Source organism: Bacteroidales bacterium, assembly GCA_013141385.1.
GTDB lineage: Bacteria > Bacteroidota > Bacteroidia > Bacteroidales > Tenuifilaceae > UBA8529.
In genome coordinates this window covers 122,849-141,377 of record JABFRB010000019.1, presented here as the reverse complement: position 1 = coordinate 141,377, position 18,529 = coordinate 122,849, and the positions used below count along the sequence as shown (strand labels likewise).

19 protein-coding genes are annotated in these 18,529 nt (G+C 37.6%); all 19 read left to right on the top strand.

Translation table 11 applies throughout. The features are described 5' to 3' along the window. Nucleotides 1-61: 61 nt before the first annotated feature. The gene (locus HOO91_11495) at nt 62-856 is read left to right on the top strand and encodes a glycyl-radical enzyme activating protein (GenBank protein ID NOU18169.1); all 795 of its coding nucleotides are present in this window, start codon (nt 62-64) and stop codon (nt 854-856) included. Nucleotides 857-940: 84 nt separating this feature from the next. Beyond that, nucleotides 941-3,304: a glycyl radical protein gene (locus HOO91_11490; GenBank protein NOU18168.1), complete on the top strand. Its 2,364-nt coding sequence runs from the start codon at nt 941-943 to the stop codon at nt 3,302-3,304. 276 nt (nt 3,305-3,580) lie between these two features. After that, complete coding sequence (locus tag HOO91_11485) at nt 3,581-4,972, top strand: aminopeptidase P family protein (protein NOU18167.1); 1,392 nt, start codon at nt 3,581-3,583, stop codon at nt 4,970-4,972. A gap of 354 nt (nt 4,973-5,326) precedes the next feature. Beyond that, nucleotides 5,327-6,676 (top strand): peptidase, encoded by a 1,350-nt coding sequence (locus HOO91_11480; GenBank protein NOU18166.1) that lies wholly within the window; start codon nt 5,327-5,329, stop codon nt 6,674-6,676. A gap of 327 nt (nt 6,677-7,003) precedes the next feature. Then, nucleotides 7,004-8,647, top strand: a complete 1,644-nt coding sequence (locus tag HOO91_11475; protein ID NOU18165.1) for a peptidase — start codon at nt 7,004-7,006, stop codon at nt 8,645-8,647. A 100-nt stretch (nt 8,648-8,747) separates the two neighbouring features. Further along, nucleotides 8,748-10,328 carry an L-aspartate oxidase gene (gene nadB / locus HOO91_11470; protein ID NOU18164.1) on the top strand — a complete coding sequence of 527 codons (1,581 nt, stop codon included), beginning with the start codon at nt 8,748-8,750 and terminating at the stop codon, nt 10,326-10,328. A 105-nt stretch (nt 10,329-10,433) separates the two neighbouring features. Next, the gene (locus HOO91_11465) at nt 10,434-10,856 is read left to right on the top strand and encodes an arsenate reductase ArsC (protein ID NOU18163.1); all 423 of its coding nucleotides are present in this window, start codon (nt 10,434-10,436) and stop codon (nt 10,854-10,856) included. Between the two features lie 146 nt (nt 10,857-11,002). After that, nucleotides 11,003-11,380: a fluoride efflux transporter CrcB gene (crcB, locus tag HOO91_11460; protein NOU18162.1), complete on the top strand. Its 378-nt coding sequence runs from the start codon at nt 11,003-11,005 to the stop codon at nt 11,378-11,380. Nucleotides 11,381-11,382: 2 nt separating this feature from the next. Next, entirely contained in the window at nt 11,383-11,742 is a 360-nt protein-coding gene (locus HOO91_11455; protein NOU18161.1) for a DUF190 domain-containing protein, read from the top strand. A gap of 321 nt (nt 11,743-12,063) precedes the next feature. After that, nucleotides 12,064-12,414, top strand: a complete 351-nt coding sequence (locus HOO91_11450; GenBank protein NOU18160.1) for a winged helix-turn-helix transcriptional regulator — start codon at nt 12,064-12,066, stop codon at nt 12,412-12,414. 27 nt (nt 12,415-12,441) lie between these two features. Continuing rightward, a complete protein-coding gene (locus HOO91_11445; protein NOU18159.1) occupies nt 12,442-13,275 on the top strand; it encodes a hypothetical protein in 834 nt (277 codons plus the stop codon). A 28-nt stretch (nt 13,276-13,303) separates the two neighbouring features. Continuing rightward, nucleotides 13,304-14,521: an ABC transporter permease gene (locus HOO91_11440; GenBank protein NOU18158.1), complete on the top strand. Its 1,218-nt coding sequence runs from the start codon at nt 13,304-13,306 to the stop codon at nt 14,519-14,521. Between the two features lie 2 nt (nt 14,522-14,523). Continuing rightward, on the top strand, nt 14,524-15,192 hold the full coding sequence (locus HOO91_11435; GenBank protein NOU18157.1) for an ABC transporter ATP-binding protein: 669 nt from the start codon (nt 14,524-14,526) through the stop codon (nt 15,190-15,192). Between the two features lie 49 nt (nt 15,193-15,241). Then, nucleotides 15,242-15,727 carry an arsenate reductase ArsC gene (locus tag HOO91_11430; GenBank protein ID NOU18156.1) on the top strand — a complete coding sequence of 162 codons (486 nt, stop codon included), beginning with the start codon at nt 15,242-15,244 and terminating at the stop codon, nt 15,725-15,727. A 42-nt stretch (nt 15,728-15,769) separates the two neighbouring features. Next, nucleotides 15,770-16,054 (top strand): hypothetical protein, encoded by a 285-nt coding sequence (locus HOO91_11425; protein ID NOU18155.1) that lies wholly within the window; start codon nt 15,770-15,772, stop codon nt 16,052-16,054. Continuing rightward, complete coding sequence (locus HOO91_11420) at nt 16,054-16,755, top strand: hypothetical protein (GenBank protein NOU18154.1); 702 nt, start codon at nt 16,054-16,056, stop codon at nt 16,753-16,755. The genes HOO91_11425 and HOO91_11420 overlap by 1 nt, the downstream gene beginning before the upstream one ends. Nucleotides 16,756-16,760: 5 nt before the next feature. Next, nucleotides 16,761-17,786 (top strand): acetyl-CoA synthase subunit gamma, encoded by a 1,026-nt coding sequence (locus HOO91_11415; protein ID NOU18153.1) that lies wholly within the window; start codon nt 16,761-16,763, stop codon nt 17,784-17,786. 1 nt (nt 17,787) lies between these two features. Further along, on the top strand, nt 17,788-18,087 hold the full coding sequence (locus HOO91_11410) for a 4Fe-4S binding protein (GenBank protein ID NOU18152.1): 300 nt from the start codon (nt 17,788-17,790) through the stop codon (nt 18,085-18,087). Between the two features lie 73 nt (nt 18,088-18,160). Continuing rightward, on the top strand, nt 18,161-18,511 hold the full coding sequence (locus HOO91_11405; protein ID NOU18151.1) for a four helix bundle protein: 351 nt from the start codon (nt 18,161-18,163) through the stop codon (nt 18,509-18,511). Nucleotides 18,512-18,529: the final 18 nt, after the last annotated feature.

Below are 18,529 nucleotides of genomic sequence, written 5' to 3'. Positions count from 1 at the left end.
GTCCTTTTCGGATTAGTGTATCCCTGCATTTAAGATTTTTACCCCTCTTATATATTTAATAATGAATGGTTTAGTGTTCGATATACGTCATTTCTCTGTTCACGATGGTCCTGGGTTACGTGTAACCGTTTTTCTTAAAGGTTGCCCGTTAAGTTGCGCTTGGTGTCATAACCCCGAGAGTCAATCGTTCGAGGCAGAAACCTGCATGCGCATTCATCGTTTGGACGATAAAGAGTTTGAGTTTGTCGAGACTATTGGCAATAGAATGAGCGTTGGCGAAGTTCTTCAAGAGGTTGAAAAAGATATTTCAATATTTGATGAATCAAAGGGAGGCGTTACCTTTTCGGGTGGAGAACCACTATCGCAACCCGAGTTTTTAAGAGAATTGCTAAAGGCTTGCAAAGCCAAGGAAATTCATACAGCAATTGATACAAGCGGTTTTGCAACACAAACGGTTATGGAAAGTATTATCCCATTAACGGATCTTTTTCTTTTTGATATCAAACTAATTTCTGAGGATGAACACAAGAAATACACGGGAGTATCAAACTCAATTATCTTCAAAAACCTCGACTTAATTGTTAAATCGAATAAAAAGGTAATCATTCGAATTCCTTTAATTCAGAATATTACCGATACCGATAAAAATCTAAAACTTTTAAGAGAAACTATTCGTAAATATCCACAAATTCAAAGGATTGATATTCTTCCCTTCCATAATATTGCAAAGAGTAAATACGAGCGGTTTGGGAAGAATTATACATTAAGCAATGCTGAAACATACGATAATCAGAAAGCAGAACAGATTAAGAGTTACTTCAAAGAAGTAGTTCCAATAGTTTCTGTAGGTGGTTAAACCTCCCGACTTGCAATATGGGACTCTCAAATTATAGCCCCTTATTTAAGGGGTTGGGGTTTTAAAAGATTAAAAAATAATGTTATGAACAATAGAATCATCAAACTCAGAGAACAAAGCCTACGGGCAATTAATACTTTTTCTCCCGAAAGGGCTTTACTCGTTACCGAATTTTACAAATCGGGCGAAGCAGAAAAGCACTCCATTCCTGTGCAGCGAGCGCTTGCATTTAAGCATATCATGGCTAATAAGAAGATATGCATTAACGATGGGGAGTTGATTGTTGGGGAGCGTGGCCCAGCACCAAAAGCAACATCAACCTACCCAGAGGTAAGCTTACATACTCTACCCGATTTGGCAATTATCAACTCTCGCCCTAAAGTATCATTTAAGGTTGATGCTGCAACCCGTAAGGTGTATGATGATACTATTATTCCATTCTGGAAAGGGAGGACACAACGCGATAGAATTTTCGAAAATCTTAGTCCTGAGTGGAAACAAGCTTACGAGGCTGGGGTATTTACTGAATTTCAGGAACAGCGAGCTCCTGGGCATACCGTAGCTAGCAAAAAGATTTTTCAAAAAGGGATGCTCGATTATAAGGAGGACATTAAACAGGCAATTGCCAAGTTAGATTTTAAGAACGATTCTAGAGCAATTGAGCGGAGAGAGGAGCTTAAGGCTATGGATATTGCTGCTGATACAATTATCCTTTTTGCAAATCGATATGCCGATGAGCTGGAGAGAATGATTTTATGGGAAAAAAGTCCTGTTCGAAAGGAAGAGTTAATCGAAATGGCAAGAATTTGCCGGAAAGTACCTGCTCAGGCACCATCAACTTTTCATGAGATGCTTCAGCACTACTGGTTCATTCATCTTGGTATAATTACAGAATTAAACCCTTGGGATTCATTTAACCCGGGAAGACTCGATCAACATCTGTTCCCTTTTTATAAACGGGAAATCGATCTCGGAGTTCTTACCCAAGAGAGCGCAACAGAGATCCTTCAATCGTTTTGGGTAAAATTTAACAATCACCCATCGCCCCCAAAAATGGGCGTTACTGCGGAGGAGAGCAACACGTATACCGATTTTTCTCTAATCAACCTTGGTGGCGTTAAGGAGGATGGAAGCGATGCCGTTAATGAGCTTACCTATTTACTGCTTGATGTTATTGAGGAGATGCGTTTGCTTCAGCCTAGTTCCATGGTTCAAATAAGTAAGAAAAATCCCGACAGGTTTGTTAAGCGTGCCGTTAGGATTGCCAAAACAGGATTTGGACAGCCGTCGTTTTTCAATACTGATGCAATAATACAGCAATTGTTGAGTCAAGGTAAAGCCTTAGTTGATGCCCGAAATGGTGGCGCAAGCGGGTGTGTTGAAACGGGAGCGTTTGGTACTGAGGCGTATATCCTTACGGGCTATTTCAACCTGAATAAAATACTTGAGATTACTCTTAACAACGGAGTAGACCCAATGACAGGAAAACAGATAGGTTTAACAACTGGTAATCCCGAGAGTTTTAAATCATTTGATGAGCTATACGGCGCATTCGAAAAGCAGCTTAACTATTTCATCGATATAAAAATTGAGGGGAATAATATCATCGAGAAACTTTGGGCTACATATATGCCTGTTCCTCTTTTATCGCTTATTACCGAAGATTGCATCGCAAACGGTAAAGACTACAATGCGGGAGGAGCACGTTATAACACTAGTTACATTCAGGGTGTTGGGCTGGGTAGTATTACCGATAACCTTACTGTAATAAGAAAGCAGGTTTATGAAGATAAAAAAATCAGCATAAAGGAATTACTTAAAGCGTTGCATTCCAATTTCGAAGGGTATGATCAGCTTCGTTACGATGTGATTTATGAAACACCCAAATGGGGAAATAATGACGATTATGCGGATCGTCATGCAGTAATGGTTTTCAATAGCTTCTATAATGCGGTGAATGGTCGCCCAACATCACGGGGAGGTGTATTCAGAATTAACATGCTGCCAACAACAAGTCACGTTTATTTTGGGAGCAAAATAGGTGCTATGCCCGATGGACGTTTAGCAAAAGAACCGCTAAGTGAGGGAATAAGCCCCGTTCAGGGTGCCGATAGGAGAGGGCCAACAGGTGTTATTCAATCGGCTGCAAAAATCGACCATATCAAAACAGGAGGAACGCTACTAAATCAGAAGTTTTCACCCTCATTCTTTAAGGATGAAGAAAGCATGGATAGGCTGGTTTGGTTTATTCGTAGTTACTTTAAACTCGATGGGCATCACATTCAGTTTAATGTAGTTGATGCTGAAACACTGAGGGATGCACAAAAACATCCTGAAAAACATCAAGACCTGATTGTTAGAGTTGCTGGTTATTCCGACTATTTTAACGATCTCGGCGAGGCATTACAGAATGAGATTATCAAAAGAACCGAGCATGAATCTGTATAGTTCGGGTTTATGCTTATTAGATATATTATTTATTCTAAGAATCTCTAAACAAATATTAACCCAAGTTGCTACTTATTATAATCTTTAAAGAGTTGATTTACGAATATCGATTAACGATTTAGGATTTTTGAAGTAAAGATGAACAAGTCACGGATATTTAGAATTCTGATGCTTAATTTCAAATAACTTCTAAAATCAAAACTCGTTAATCCTTGTTCTAAAATCTTCTTCCTTAACAGCAGCAAGCAAATGTAACCTAATTATTTAGCCAACCCTATGTTCAGCAAACAAACCTACATCGACCGTCGCAACCAGCTAAGGTCGCAGTTTAAAGCAGGAGTTCTACTATTCATTGGTAATGATGAGAGTGGAATGAATTACGAGGATAATACCTATCACTTTCGGCAGGATAGCACATTTCTTTACTACTTTGGACTGAAAAAACCCGGACTTTATGCCATAATGGATATCGAGAGTGGTAACGATTTCATTTATGGCGATGATTTTACAATCGATAGCATAGTTTGGATGGGCTCTCAACCAACCATCAAGGATATGGCTTCAACCATTGGTGTTAAGAATACCGGGGATATACCACAATTTTCCGAAAAGATAAACAGCTATCCCAAGAACAAAATCAATTATTTGCCCCCATATAGACCTGAGCATCAACTTAAACTTTTGAGTTTTTTGGGTATCAACCCAGCAGAGGCTCATGCAAAAACAAGCATTCCATTTATTACAGTCGTTGGAGAGCAGCGGAATATTAAATCGGTTGAGGAGATAAACGAGTTGGATTATGCCGTAACCGTTACCGCAGAGATGCATCAAACAGCCATGCGATATGCACGACCGGGAATGAATGAAGCGCAGATTGCTGCTAAAGTTTATGAGATTGCCCTTGCCGAAGGTGGCGATATCAGCTTCCCAATTATTGCTACAATAAACGGGCAAACTTTGCATAACCATTATCACGGAAACGTAATACAGGAGGGCCAACTCTTTCTCCTCGATGCAGGTTTCGAAACCCTAAAAGGGTATGCAGGCGATATGAGTAGCACATTCCCCGTTGGGAAAACCTTTACCGAAAAGCAGAAAGAAATCTATCGTATCACACTAGCAGCGCACAACGGAGCAATTGAAATGCTAAAACCGGGAGTTCACTTCCGTGATGTTCATCTACAGGTAGCGAGAACTATTTTCGATGGCTTAAAAGCACTGGGATTCACAAAGGGCAATACCGATGATGCTGTTGCAAATGGTGCGCATGCACTCTTTTTCCCCTGCGGAACAGGTCACTTAATGGGATTGGATGTTCACGACATGGAAAATCTTGGCGAACAATACGTTGGCTATTGTGGTGTTCCTAAAAGCAAGCAGTTTGGATTAAAATCATTGCGGTTGGGTAGGGAGCTTAAGGAAGGATTTGTTTTAACCATTGAACCTGGCATTTATTTTATCCCTGAATTAATTGATTTGTGGGAGCAGAATGGTACTAACAAAGATTTTATTAATTTCAAAAAAGTAAATGAATATCGCAATTTTGGAGGTATTCGAAACGAGGAAGATTTGCTAATTACCGATACAGGACATAGAATTCTTGGAAAACCCTTGGCTAAAACAATAGGAGATGTTGAGGCCGAACGTAGTAGGGCTTTTCAAGCGTAAAATATTATTAACCACCAAAGAAACGAAGAACCCTGCGTAAAAGACATTTACCTTAGGTTCTTCGTATTTTTTATGCTCTGTACCCTTTAACGCCCCTAGAAACTCCAACTATAAAATTATCGCATTTTGCGATTATTGTAAAGCAAGCTTGGTTTAACCCAATGCAAAACGGTTGCTTGAAATATTGATTATTGGGGGTATTCTAAAAAAATATGAACTCGATGAGGGCTTATGCCTTTGCCTACAAACGAAGGAAAGTAACATTTACCTCATTAATCAATTTAAACTAAAATAGAGGTTCAATATCTAAATATTATATCTTTGAAGGATTGTGTGTTGCTAAATGAGAGAAGTATGCGAATGAAATTCTACCTCCCACTAATTGCTTGCTTATTTTTACTGTTTGAATCGTGCAAGCCAAAAATTTCAGCCCCAGAAGAAGTGCTGTCCCAAATTGCTACTATCGATAGCATTAAACCAATTGCCAATGACACGCTATTTAAATCAACCTACGTTGTTTGGTTTAAAATGCCGCTCGATCATAATAATCCCAACAGCCCAACATTCCCCTTAAGGGCTTACTATTCACATAAAGATTTTAATAAACCCGTTGTTGTTGTGATTGATGGTTACACCATGTATACCTCAAAAGCCAATGAGCTTACACGAATTCTCGATGCAAACCAGATAACCATTGAGCATAGGTTTTTTGATCGAAGCCGTCCCAAGGATTCAATTCCTTGGAGCTACTTAAATGTGAAACAGGCTGCTGCGGATCAGCATCAGATTATTGAGGCTTTTAAGCCTTTCTACAAAGGCAAGTGGGTATCAACGGGCATAAGCAAAAGCGGACAGGCAACAATTTTTCATCGTCGGTTTTACCCCAACGATGTTGATGCTAGCGTACCCTACGTTGCTCCACTAAATTTTTCGAGCGAAGATCCAAGGGTTTACGATTTCCTAAACAAGGTGGGTACTGATGAGTGTAGGCTTAAGATTTACGATTTTCAGATACAGCTTTTCGAAAAGAAAAAGGAGATTTTTCCATTGTTTGAAGCCTTGGCAAAAAAGAATAACTGGGAGTTTAAAATGGGATTGGATAGGGCATACGATTTAAGCGTTTTAGAGTATTCTTTTGCCTTCTGGCAATGGGGCTCATCATGCGAGAGTATTCCATTAAAAGGATCACCGACCCAAATTCTCTTTCTTCACTGGAAAATGATTAATCCGTTTACATTCTTTGATGAGGAGGACATAGAAAAAACCCGCCCATTCTTTTATCAAGCAATGACCGAGATAGGGATGTATGGGTATCAGGTTAAACCGTTCAGCAAATATTTGAAAGATACTTCAAATATCATTTTTAACTTTGCAATGCCCAATGGGCACAAAGCGGTATTCAATCCCGATATAATGAAGGATATTGATTCATGGGTAAAAGAATCGGGGAACAATATGCTTTACATCTATGGTCAGAACGATGCATGGTCATCAACAGCAGTGAATCCGGGTAATAAAACGAATGCAGTTTTAATGATTAACCCTGAAGGAAGCCATAAAACAAGAATTAGCAGTTTTCCGGTTCAGATGCAGGATAGCATTTATACCGTACTTGAAAAGTGGTTGAAAGTAGATCTCTCTTCAAAAAAGCATGGTGGAGGAGGCAATTTTACTGGAACAAAGCGTGTTTTTCAGATATTGTAAACTTTGTAACTATTTACAATAAAAAATATTCTCACGCAAAGTCGCTAAGGAGCAAAGAAGATAAAAGAAGAATGCGGTTAAAAATAGCTGAAATATTATGATTAGAATACACCAAATTTTACCTATGGTTTGTACGCAAAGAGAAAAAACCTTTAGTTTTTTATCCCTTGGCGTGCTTTGCGACTTTGCGTGAACCAAGTAAGGCTTAACGTATTAATATTTAATGATTACCATAACTTGAAATCTTTACTTTCAAAGAAAATATTTGTTAAAATATAAACCTGAATGGTCACTAAACATTAATTATTCTCTTAAAAATATAGCATAATGAAAACCCCAAGAATTATTTGTGTTACAATACTTTTGGCATCATTGCTAGCATCAAATGCCTTTTCGTGTACAATTATTGCTGTTGGTAAAAAGGCTACTGCCGATGGTTCAGTAATAATATCGCATACCGATACAGGCCCCGATTCACGAATTTTCTATGTTCCGGGCAAAACCTATAAAGCAGGTGAAATGGCTCCAATTTTTTGGGGAATTCAGGATGCTGATCGTCCGCTAAACGATGATGGTAAAATACTTGGATATATACCCCAAGTTGAAAAAACTTATGGGTATTTTCAATCGGCATACTCACATATAAATGAGTATCAGCTTGGCATAGCCGAGAGTACCACAGCACAAAGGGATGAGCTAATTTGCACCCTCGAAAATGGTAAACAAATAATGACCATTGAGCAAGCAATGATTTTTGCTTTACAAAGATTTAAAAAAGCAAAGGATGCAACCCTATTCATTGGTAATCTGCTAACAACCTATGGTTTTCTCCCCTCAAGCGGTGATGGTTCTGAAACCCTAGTAATTGCTGATACCGAAGAGGCTTGGGTTTTTGAAGTGTTTGGCGTTGGTGCGGGTTGGACTCCTGAAAGCAAAAAACTTGGTGCAATTTGGGCAGCACAAAGATTACCAGAGGATCAAGGAACTATGATTCCAAACTGGAGCATCATTAAAGAGATAAATGCGAAGGATAAAGAGAACTTCATGGTTTCTGCAAACTATATGCAGGAGGCTATTGATCGTGGATGGTATAACCCAAAATCAGGGAAACCATTTATTTGGCAAGATATTTATGCTCCACTTCCTGAGGAGTACGCTACAAGCCGTTTCTGGCTATTCTATCATACATTTACTCCAAATTTAAAGAATTGGCCCGATAGAATGCTCGATCCTACAAATCCATTTAAGGGGATGCAACCATACTATCAGGTAGTTGAGCCACTTTCGTTATACCCATTTGCAGCAGTTCCGGAGAAAAAAATTTCGGTTCAAGATGTAATGGCATTCCAACGCTCAACCTTTGAGGGTACAATCTACGATATGACATCGTACCCAGAATGGCTTGTTCCCGACGGAAAGGGTGGATATGTAAAAAGCCCACTTGCAACTCCTTTCCCGGGGAGTGAAATGAGAAAACTTATTAAGCAAACATATCGTCGTCCAGTTGCCCGTCACCGTGGACACTACGGGATGGTAATGCAACTTCGTGGTTGGCTACCCAATGAAATTGGGGGCGTATACTGGGTTTATCTCGATAATCCTTACTTTAGCCCATATATACCAATCTATTCAGGAAATCTTTCGGTTGCTGAGACCTATAATACCTACGATCCAAACAAATACGATGAAAAATCGGCTCGTTGGGCAATAGATTTTGTCGATAATCTTGCAAACTTCCGTTTTCAGGATATAGTTAAGGATGTTCGTGCTGTTCGCGATCCTTTTGAGGCAGAAATGTTCAACAATCAAAAGGCGATTGAGGATGAGGCATTGGCTCTTTACAAAAAGGATCCTAAATCCGCACGTGAGCATTTAACCAATTACTCCAATGGTAAGATGAATAGGGTTACCGAGATGTTTACTGATCTCCGAAACCAAATAATTACCAAGTACACCAATAACCACGAATAAAGAATCTAACTATAGGACACAAAAACGCAAATAATATTTTTTCACTGTACACATCACCTTCCTTCGGTTAAGTGTATATTTGCAGAAAATATAGGCATATATGCCAAACTACAATTGTGATTTTTTGATTATCGGCTCTGGTATTGCGGGATTAAGTTATGCACTTAAGGTAGCCGATCATGGGAAAGTTATTCTAATTTCAAAAGCAAGTCTCGACGTTACCAATACCGCCTATGCACAAGGAGGTATAGCCGCTGTTACTTATGATCCAGATACATTCGAAAAGCATGTTCAGGATACTTTGATTTGTGGTGATGGACTGTGTAACGAAGAGATTGTAAGAATGGTCGTATCGGAAGCTCCCGCACAAATCAGCCAGCTAATTCAGTGGGATGTTAGGTTTGATCGTAAGCAAAATGGGCAGTATGATTTAGCCCGTGAGGGAGGACATTCAGAGCATAGAATATTACACCACAAAGACAATACTGGGTTCGAAATTCAACGAGCATTATCACAAAAAGTAAAACAACACCCTAATATTCAGGTTTTTGAAAACTACTTTGCTGTTGAAATAATTACACAGCACCACATGGGGGTACAAATTAAAAAGGGAAACCCCGATGTAACCTGCTACGGAGCGTACATCCTCGATTTAAAAACACAAAAAGTAGGTAAATTCTTGGCTCGTGTTACTGTAATGGCAACAGGCGGAACAGGCAATATTTACCATACAACCACAAACCCACTTATCGCAACTGGCGATGGTATTGCCATGGTATACCGTGCAAAAGGCGTTGTTGAGAATATGGAATTTATACAATTTCACCCAACTTCACTCTATCATCCTGGCGAACGTCCATCGTTCCTTATTACCGAGGCTATGCGTGGATTTGGAGCCATACTCAAAACAAGGGATGGTAAAGAATTGATGAGTAAATACGATAAGCGAGGCTCTCTTGCTCCCCGTGATATTGTTGCCCGAGCCATTGACCACGAGATGAAAATGCGTGGGGACGATTTTGTTTACCTTGATGCAACTTTTAAGGATCCAAACGAAATAAAGCACCATTTCCCGAATATCTACGAGAAATGCCTTTCGATAGGAATTGATATCACTAAAGATATGATTCCTGTTGTTCCTGCCGCTCATTTCCTTTGTGGTGGAATAAAAGTTAACACTGATGGGGAGAGTTCTATTCATCGTCTTTATGCAATTGGAGAGTGCTCATCAACTGGTTTGCATGGTGCAAATCGACTTGCATCTAACTCGCTAATTGAGGCAATTGTATATGCCGAAAGGGCTGCAAAACATTCACTAGAAGCAGCTAAAAAAATCAACTTTAACGAGGAAATTCCTGATTGGAACTACGAGGGTACAACCCATACCGAGGAGATGGTACTAATTACACAAAGTTACAAGGAAATGCAGCAGATCATGAGTAATTATGTGGGAATTGTGCGTTCTAATCTTCGTTTGGAGCGAGCACTACATCGCCTTGAGATTATTTATCGAGAAACAGAAGAACTCTATAAAAAGTCGATATTAACACAAAATCTATGTGAACTTCGTAACCTAATTAATGTTGGATATTTGATTATTAAAAATGCCCAAAAGATGCATGAGAGTAGAGGTCTACACTACTCAATTGATTACCCTCGGCACAAAGGATCGGAGTTTTAATGCATTGTAAGTGAGTAATTTATTTTTTCATTGACTTTTATGTTATATGATTTTCAAATATATTTGTTATCTTTTTTTATTAAATGTTAAGTGATTCAAAATATCATGAAGATTTTAGTTTTATGTACAGGCAATAGTTGTCGAAGCCAGATGACTCAAGGTCTTTTGCAATCATTTGACCCCTCTCTCGAAGTTCATTCCGCAGGAACAAGACCCGCAGCAAGTGTTAATGAGTATGCCATAAAAGTTATGACAGAAATTGGGATAGATATCAGTTCAAATAAACCTAAAAGTGTAAGTGTTTATCTTGGAGAGGATTGGGACTATGTAATTACCGTTTGTGGCAGTGCTAATGAATTTTGTCCCATTTTTTATGGTAAAGTAAAACATCGTATTCACATTGGTTTTGACGATCCTTCCTTGGTTACAGGTTCTGAGGATCGAATACTAAGTGAATTCCGATATACTAGGGATAAAATAAAGCAGCGATTGTTTAAGTTTTACCAGGAGAATTTGAAAGAGAGTTAAGGTGACGATTTTTACTCAAAACATAGTTTACTCAAGAGATTTTTTATTTTTGAATAGGTGATGGAGTTCGCCTTTGCCCGTCTTTAAAAGCTGATAACTCCTACTTACATTAGATTTTGTATCTTTAAAGTAAAATATCAGCATATATGTTTCGACTAATTCTTATAATCGGTACAGGAGGCTTTATAGGAACGGTTTCTAGATTTTTAGCATCTCGTTATATTCAAAATCATATCCTTTCGGCATTTCCCTACGGGACTTTTCTTGTCAATATTGTCGGATGTTTCCTAATTGGATTATTCTTTGGCCTTTCGGAGAAAGGGGATATAATGAATTCTGATTGGCGAATGTTCCTAACCGTGGGTTTTTGTGGAGGGTTTACCACATTTTCAACTTTTGCCAACGAGAACATTGCTCTATTAAGGGATGGAGATTTTTTTTATTTTGCTCTCTACACTAGCCTAAGTGTATTTCTCGGGCTTATGGCTACATATTTCGGTAATCTTATCACTAAAATTCTATAGTCATGGAAATAAAAGGTGAGGCCAAACTATTACGAATATTCATCAGTTCAACCGATAAATTCAAGCATCAACCCCTTTACGAGGTGATAGTTTTTAATGCAAAACAGCAAGGAATTGCTGGAGCAACTGTTCTTAAAGGGATTATGGGCTACGGCTCAAGCAGTGCAATATATTCACCAACCAATTGGGAGTTAACCGAAAAAGTTCCACTTGTTGTGGAAATATTAGATGAGTCGGAAAAAATCGAGAAATTTATTGAGGTCATCCTACCAATATTTGATGACCTAAATAAGGGATGTATGATTACTGTAGAAAAGGCAAATATTATTCTTCACAAAAAGGGAGTCAAAAAACAATCTTAATTCTACTTTGACAGATTACGTTTGTGCTTGCTTTTTCTGCTTTTTCACCCCTTATCCTTTAGGGACAGGGGTAAATTAGGTTGATTTTTCATGTGTTTTTCTAATCTGTCAAAGTAGAATTAAGAAATAATTTAATTACTCATTGGTATCGTTAAAATCGTGTTGTTGGAAAAAATCTATTTATAGTGTTTGTCAAAGTATTGAGATTGAATAAAATATCACTATTCATTACTTTTCTCAAAAAAATATCATAAAATTAATATTCAATAATTTTTTTATTAAAAACAATGTCGTATGTTTGCGACACTAGAAATAATAGAAATGAATAAAGCGAAAAAATTTGATGAATCATTGCAGGACCTTGCGAAATTTGCTAGAGTTATATCCCATCCTGCTAGATTGGCAATATTGCAATATCTAGCAGAAACAAAAACCTGTATTTCGGGTGATATTTCCGATTTTATACCTCTGAGTCGAACCACCGTTTCGCAGCACCTTAAAGAATTAAGAGATTTAGGGCTGATCTATGGTGAGATTGATGGGTTAAAGGTTAACTATTGCCTTTGTGGCTCTTCAATTGAGAAATACCTGCAAATGTTCGATAGTTTTTTTGAACCCATAAAGTTGATTAACATTGATTGTAATGTTGATTGTCATTCAGAATCAAAATAGAAAATTTAACCTATAAATTGATATAATATGAGAATTCTAAAGAAATGGCAACTATTAAGCCTACTTATAGCAAATGCTTTAACAGTTAGTGCATGTACCAATTCAAATGCTGATGATAAAAAAGTTAATGATAATAAAAACCTTCAGCAAAAAACTGAAATAGGTCAGCAGACTGTGCAACCTGTTAATACAAAATTACAATCCGAACTTGATAGGGCAAAGAGAGATGGGAAAGCAGTATTTGTTGTCGTAATGGGAACAGGCTCAATGGATACCGAAAAAGCAATCGAAATAGCAAAAGGTGCAGTTACCATCTATAAAAACGCAGTAATTGCTCAACTGGATAGAGATGATGCTGCAAATGCACAATTGGTTGATGCTTGGAGACTTTCAGGAGCACCACTTCCAATTATTCTAGTATTATCCACGAAAGGACTTCTGTCAGGGGGATTTATTCTCAGCCAAGCTACTGCTGATAAAATTGCATCCCTTGTCCCTACTCCAAAAATGGAGGAGGTGTATACGGCTATTGGTTTAAGTAAACCATCAATAGTTGTATTTACAAAAAAATCATTTGCTGATAGGAATGAGGTAATAAAAAATGCCCAAGTAGCAGTTGTAGTGCTAAATGACGAAGCCGTTTTTGTTGAAGTAGATATGAACGACCCAGACGAAACTGGTTTTATGAATCAGCTAAGTATAGATAAATCAACGAATGCATCAATTACTATAGTATTCAATAAACTTGGGCAAGTGGTAGAAACATCAACAACTATTCCCGAAGTTGAAAAATTAGTTACAGCAGCAAAAACTCCTGTAAAAAAAACGTGTGGACCCAGTTGTGGTTCTAAAGGCTGTTAAATAAACATGTTAAAAAAGCAATAGAATCATGACATTAATAGATTTAACGTTAAAAGAGCTTTGGCATCGCAAATCTCAACTGATTTCGGGGTTACTCGCCATAACACTTGGTATCGGAGTAATTGTTGGCATCCGCTCAATTTCAGTAATATCGGAAAAAGCGGTTGCCGTGAATCTTGATAACTTAGGCGCAAACATTCTCGTGTTGCCTCAAGCAGCAAGTGTAGACAATTACTACTCTGCCGATATTGATGCACCTACTTTTCCCGAAAGTTATATTGAAAGAATTGTAACCTCTACCCTGTCTGGTGTTGATAATATGTCGCCAAAATTAACCCGTAGGGTAAAAATTGGCAACGAAAGTATTGTGCTTACGGGTATCCTCCCTAAAAGCGAAATTGCCTCAAAGCCAATTTGGCAAAAAGGTGGATTATTGGGAACTCCGTTAGCTGCAAGTTGTGCTCCTAAACCCAATGCACAACCCGCAAAATACTTAGACGAGAAGTTACAGCGTAAAGGAATTGATACCCTTGCAGAATCCGACTGTTTTATTGGGTCTGCTGTTGCTCAAAGGCTCCGTGTAAAAGAAAATGGTACGCTTACTATCGAAAACAGAACCTTTGCCATTGTAAAGGTTTTACCCGAAACAGGAACTGTTGATGATGATAGGGTATTTGCAAACCTACATACTGTTCAAGCCCTTTTAGGTACAGGAGAGCAAATAAGCGCAATTGAAATTATGGGTTGTTGTAGTGCAATTTCAGACGGCTTGTTGAGCAAAATGCGTAATATTTTACCTGATACACGCATAACCACTATTGGGCAAATTGTTTCAACCCAAATTGAAACTAACCGCATGATGAATAAAATATCACTGATATTTCTCATCATCATACTATTCGTAGGTAGCATATCTATTGGTAATTACATTTGGGCAAATGTAAACGAACGTAGAAAAGAAATAGGTATTCTTCGTATGATTGGTTACCATAAAAAGCATGTGTATTTCATACTCATTCTTAAAGCGGTTATAATGGGTATAGTAGGTGGAATTACTGGATATATTGTTGGAACATTAGCGGCTATTTGGCTAGGGCCCCAATTTGCAGGAATTGAAGTAAGCCCATTGTACATGCTATTTTTTATTTCGATTATCATCTCAATCACCATTTCAATACTTGGATCAGTAATTCCTGCTTATATGGCAGGGAAAATCGAACCATTCTCAAACATGCAGGAGGAATAATTATGTTTATAGAGTTAAAAAATCTAACAAAAACATACCAACGCCACGAAGGGGCTATCAATGCGGTAGACAATCTTTCACTTGGCATAGCCAAAGGTTCATTTGTAACCATTACAGGAGCTTCTGGTTCGGGCAAAACAACCCTTCTGTTAATTCTAGGTGGTTTACTGCATCCAACTTCAGGTGAAATGTTTTACAACTTTAAGAAAATAGACCTACAAAATGAAGAAGAACTTGCCAATTTCCGTAGTAACCACGTGGGATTTATAATGCAGAGTTTTGCTCTTGTTCCATACCTTACTGCATTGGAAAACATAATGATTGCATTAAATGTAAAAAACAGCGATAAAACAGCCAATAGAAAACGGGCGTTAGAGTTACTAGAATGGGTTGGTTTGGATGATCGCACCACTCATTACCCGAAGGAGCTATCAGCAGGTCAACAACAACGTGTTGCTATTGTCCGTGCATTGGCAAATAGCCCAGATCTATTGCTTGCCGATGAACCTACTGGCAACCTAGACCCTAATTTATCCGAAGAAATACTTGGTATTTTAAGAGAAATAAACCAAAAACAAAATACCACTGTGATTATGGTTACACATAGCCCTATGGCTGCAGAATATGGTAGTAATAGGATAAAACTTAATAATGGAAAAGTCGTAATTTGAAAAATTAGTTATTCTATAATTTATTTTCAAGTTATTAAAATGAAATAGTATGAAAATATTAATTCTTTGCACAGGCAATAGCTGCCGAAGCCAAATGGCAGAAGCCTTCTTACAATCGTACGATAAGAGTTTAAAGGTTTTTTCTGCTGGAACAGAACCTGCTTATAGAATCAATCGATTTGCAATTCAGGTTATGAGCGAAATAGGAATAGATATTAGCCATCAAAATCCAAAACATGTTAACAAATTTTTGAACGAAGAATGGGATTATGTGATTACTGTTTGCGGTGGTGCAAACGAAACCTGCCCTGCATTTATTGGAAAGGTAAAGCAACGCTGGCACTTGGGATATGATGACCCAGCCGAGGCAACAGGAACTGACGAAGAAAAATTAGTGGTTTTTCGTAGAGTTCGTGATGAGATAAGTGAAGGGTTTAAAGCATTTTATAACAATCAAATACTAGGAAAACATGGATGTGGCTGTGCTGCTAACAGTAAAACCAAACAACATCGTTTTTCTATAACTGAACTGTAGCGATTAAATTATCAACCCTTAATTCAAATAAACCATAAAATAATGGAAATTCAAATGAATGAAAAAGCTAAATGCAATTGCAATAGCAATAGCAACTGTTGTGAACCTCCTAAAGGAAAACTTTGGAAGAAGATTTTATTTGCTGCAATTGTCCTTTCTGCAGTAACTATAGTAGGTGTTAAACTTGTTGGAAAAAACAATGCCCAAGAAGTTCAGAAAAATACTAAAATTGAGCAAAGTTGCTGTGATACAACGGGTATTAAAGGGGATATCAAAATAACTAACCCCGAAAAAACTAAATCATGTTGTAAGCAAACCAAGAAGTAATGGAAGAGTGGATACGGCATACTTTAAGTTCTAATCAGGCAGATTACACTGTGCTGATAGCGATTTTCTTATTCGGGTTGTTCAGCATTTTTACTTGCGCTTGTAATTTTTCTATAATCGCAATTGTTGCAGGATATTCAGGTTCCATCGGGTCAACGGGAAAAGCGAAAGTAATAGTATTAAACAGTTTGCTTTTTTTTACTGGAATGATAATATCAATGATGGTAGTTGGAGCTATCATCGGTTATGCAAGCGAGTTGATAAGCGCATCTTTGGGTAAATATTGGAAAATAATTGCTGGTTTGATAGTTATATTTTTCGGACTTTTTACTCTTGATTTACTTTCGTTTAAAATACCTAACATTTCACTTAATCCTACCAATCATAAAAGCGGAATTTTTTCTTCGGTGATTTTTGGGTTAACCATTGGAGGGTTGACACTAGCCTCAAGTTCATTTTGCAATCCAGTTTTCCCCATTGTACTTGCAGTTTCTTTTGTAAAAGGCAGCCTTATTTGGGGAATACTATTGATGTTTGCTTATGCACTTGGCTATTGTATAACTATTACTACAATAATGATAGGAATTGGACTTGGGTTCGGTAAAACATCTAGAACATTCACAAAACTCGGAATTGCGTTGAAATATACAGGTGGAATAATTATGATTGTTGTAGGATTTTATTTGCTGATTACAATTTAATCATCATGAATAAAAAGTATATCATAGGAACCGTTGATACTGTTGTTGGAACAGTAAACCAGATTTCAACCCTCTGGAGTAGCTCAGATTTATGGAGCACAATTAAGGTGCGTTGGTCTACAGGAAGGATGAACTATAGCGTGAAGCAAGGATTATATGCTATTGGAACGCCCAATGCTGATTCGGACATTTTTGTTTCTGCTAATTATAAATTAAGCTTTGATCATCTTCGTCGAGCTCTGCATGGCATGAATGCTTGGGTACTTGTACTTGATACAAAAGGCATAAACGTTTGGTGTGCTGCAGGAAAGAAAACATTTAGCACAGAAAATATTATTAAAAGTATTAAAAACACATCACTTGAACAAATAATAAAACACCGAAAAATTATTGTGCCTCAATTAGGTGCTCCCGGAGTTGCTGCTCATGAAGTGAAAGAAAAATCTGGGTTTAGCGTTATTTATGGACCCGTTCTTGCCTGCGACATCAAACCATTTATTGAAAATGGGTACAAAGCAACTCCCTCCATGCGGAAAGTCAATTTCACATTGAAAGAACGAGCAAAACTTATTCCTGTCGATTTGATGTATGGCAAGTATAAGTTAATGATAGCTATTGGTGTAATTTTGATACTATCAGGGATTGATAAAACAGGCTTTTCTTTTTCCAGAATTATCGAAACAGGTTCTTTCTCGGTATGTAGTGTTTTGTGGGCTTACATTGCAGGGATTGTGATTACTCCACTTATGCTACCCTATACCCCCTTTCGTGCTTTTGCTTTAAAGGGGGCTATATGGGGTACAGTTTCAACTTTGGTTATAAAACAATTCTTTAATGTATCAAATTTAAATTTTATCGCTTTGGGGTTTTTCAGCATAAGCATTGCTTCGTTTGCTGCAATGAATTTCACTGGTTCATCAACCTACACTTCGCTTTCGGGGGTTAAAAAGGAGATGAAATGGTCTATTCCTCTTCAGATAGCTTTTGCTGCAATAGGTATTATTCTTTTTATTATTTCGAAACTGGTATAATATGAAAACTATGCAATACTTAAAAGATGTTGTTACACTGCAACTCAATCGAGATAAATGCACTGGTTGCATGATGTGCATTACCGTATGTCCGCATGAAGTTTTTCAGTTTAAAGATAAAAAAGCGTTTATTCAGAATAGAGATCAGTGTATGGAGTGCGGAGCATGTGCAAAGAATTGTCCCGAAGGAGCAATAAGTGTTAGATCTGGGGTAGGATGTGCTGCAGGAATTCTAAACGGTTTGTTAAAAGGTACCGAGGCTTCGTGTGATTGTTCAGGTACAGGGAGTGATTGTTGCTGAAAACATATTAATTTGATAATTAGGTAATTTGAGGATTTGAAAATTGTGTAATCAACTATCTAACTTCTATGATATGAGAAATGATAGGGATAATATTATAGTTAATAAGACTTTTCAATTTGCACTTGATATTGTACAATTCTGCGAAATACTTGAGGAGAATCGAAAATTTGTAATTTCAAGACAATTACTAAAATCAGGGACTTCGATTGGAGCGAATGTAAGAGAGGTACAGAATGCTGAAAGCAAAGCCGATTTTATTCATAAAATCAAAGTGGCAGCAAAAGAAGCCGATGAGACAGAGTATTGGCTATTAATCTGCAAAAACTCTCCTTCGTATCCTTTCAACGAACAATTGCTTGTGGATTTAGCTGAAATAATCAAAATTTTCTCAAAAATCATTAGTACATCCAAAACCCATTAATCCATCATTATCAAATTT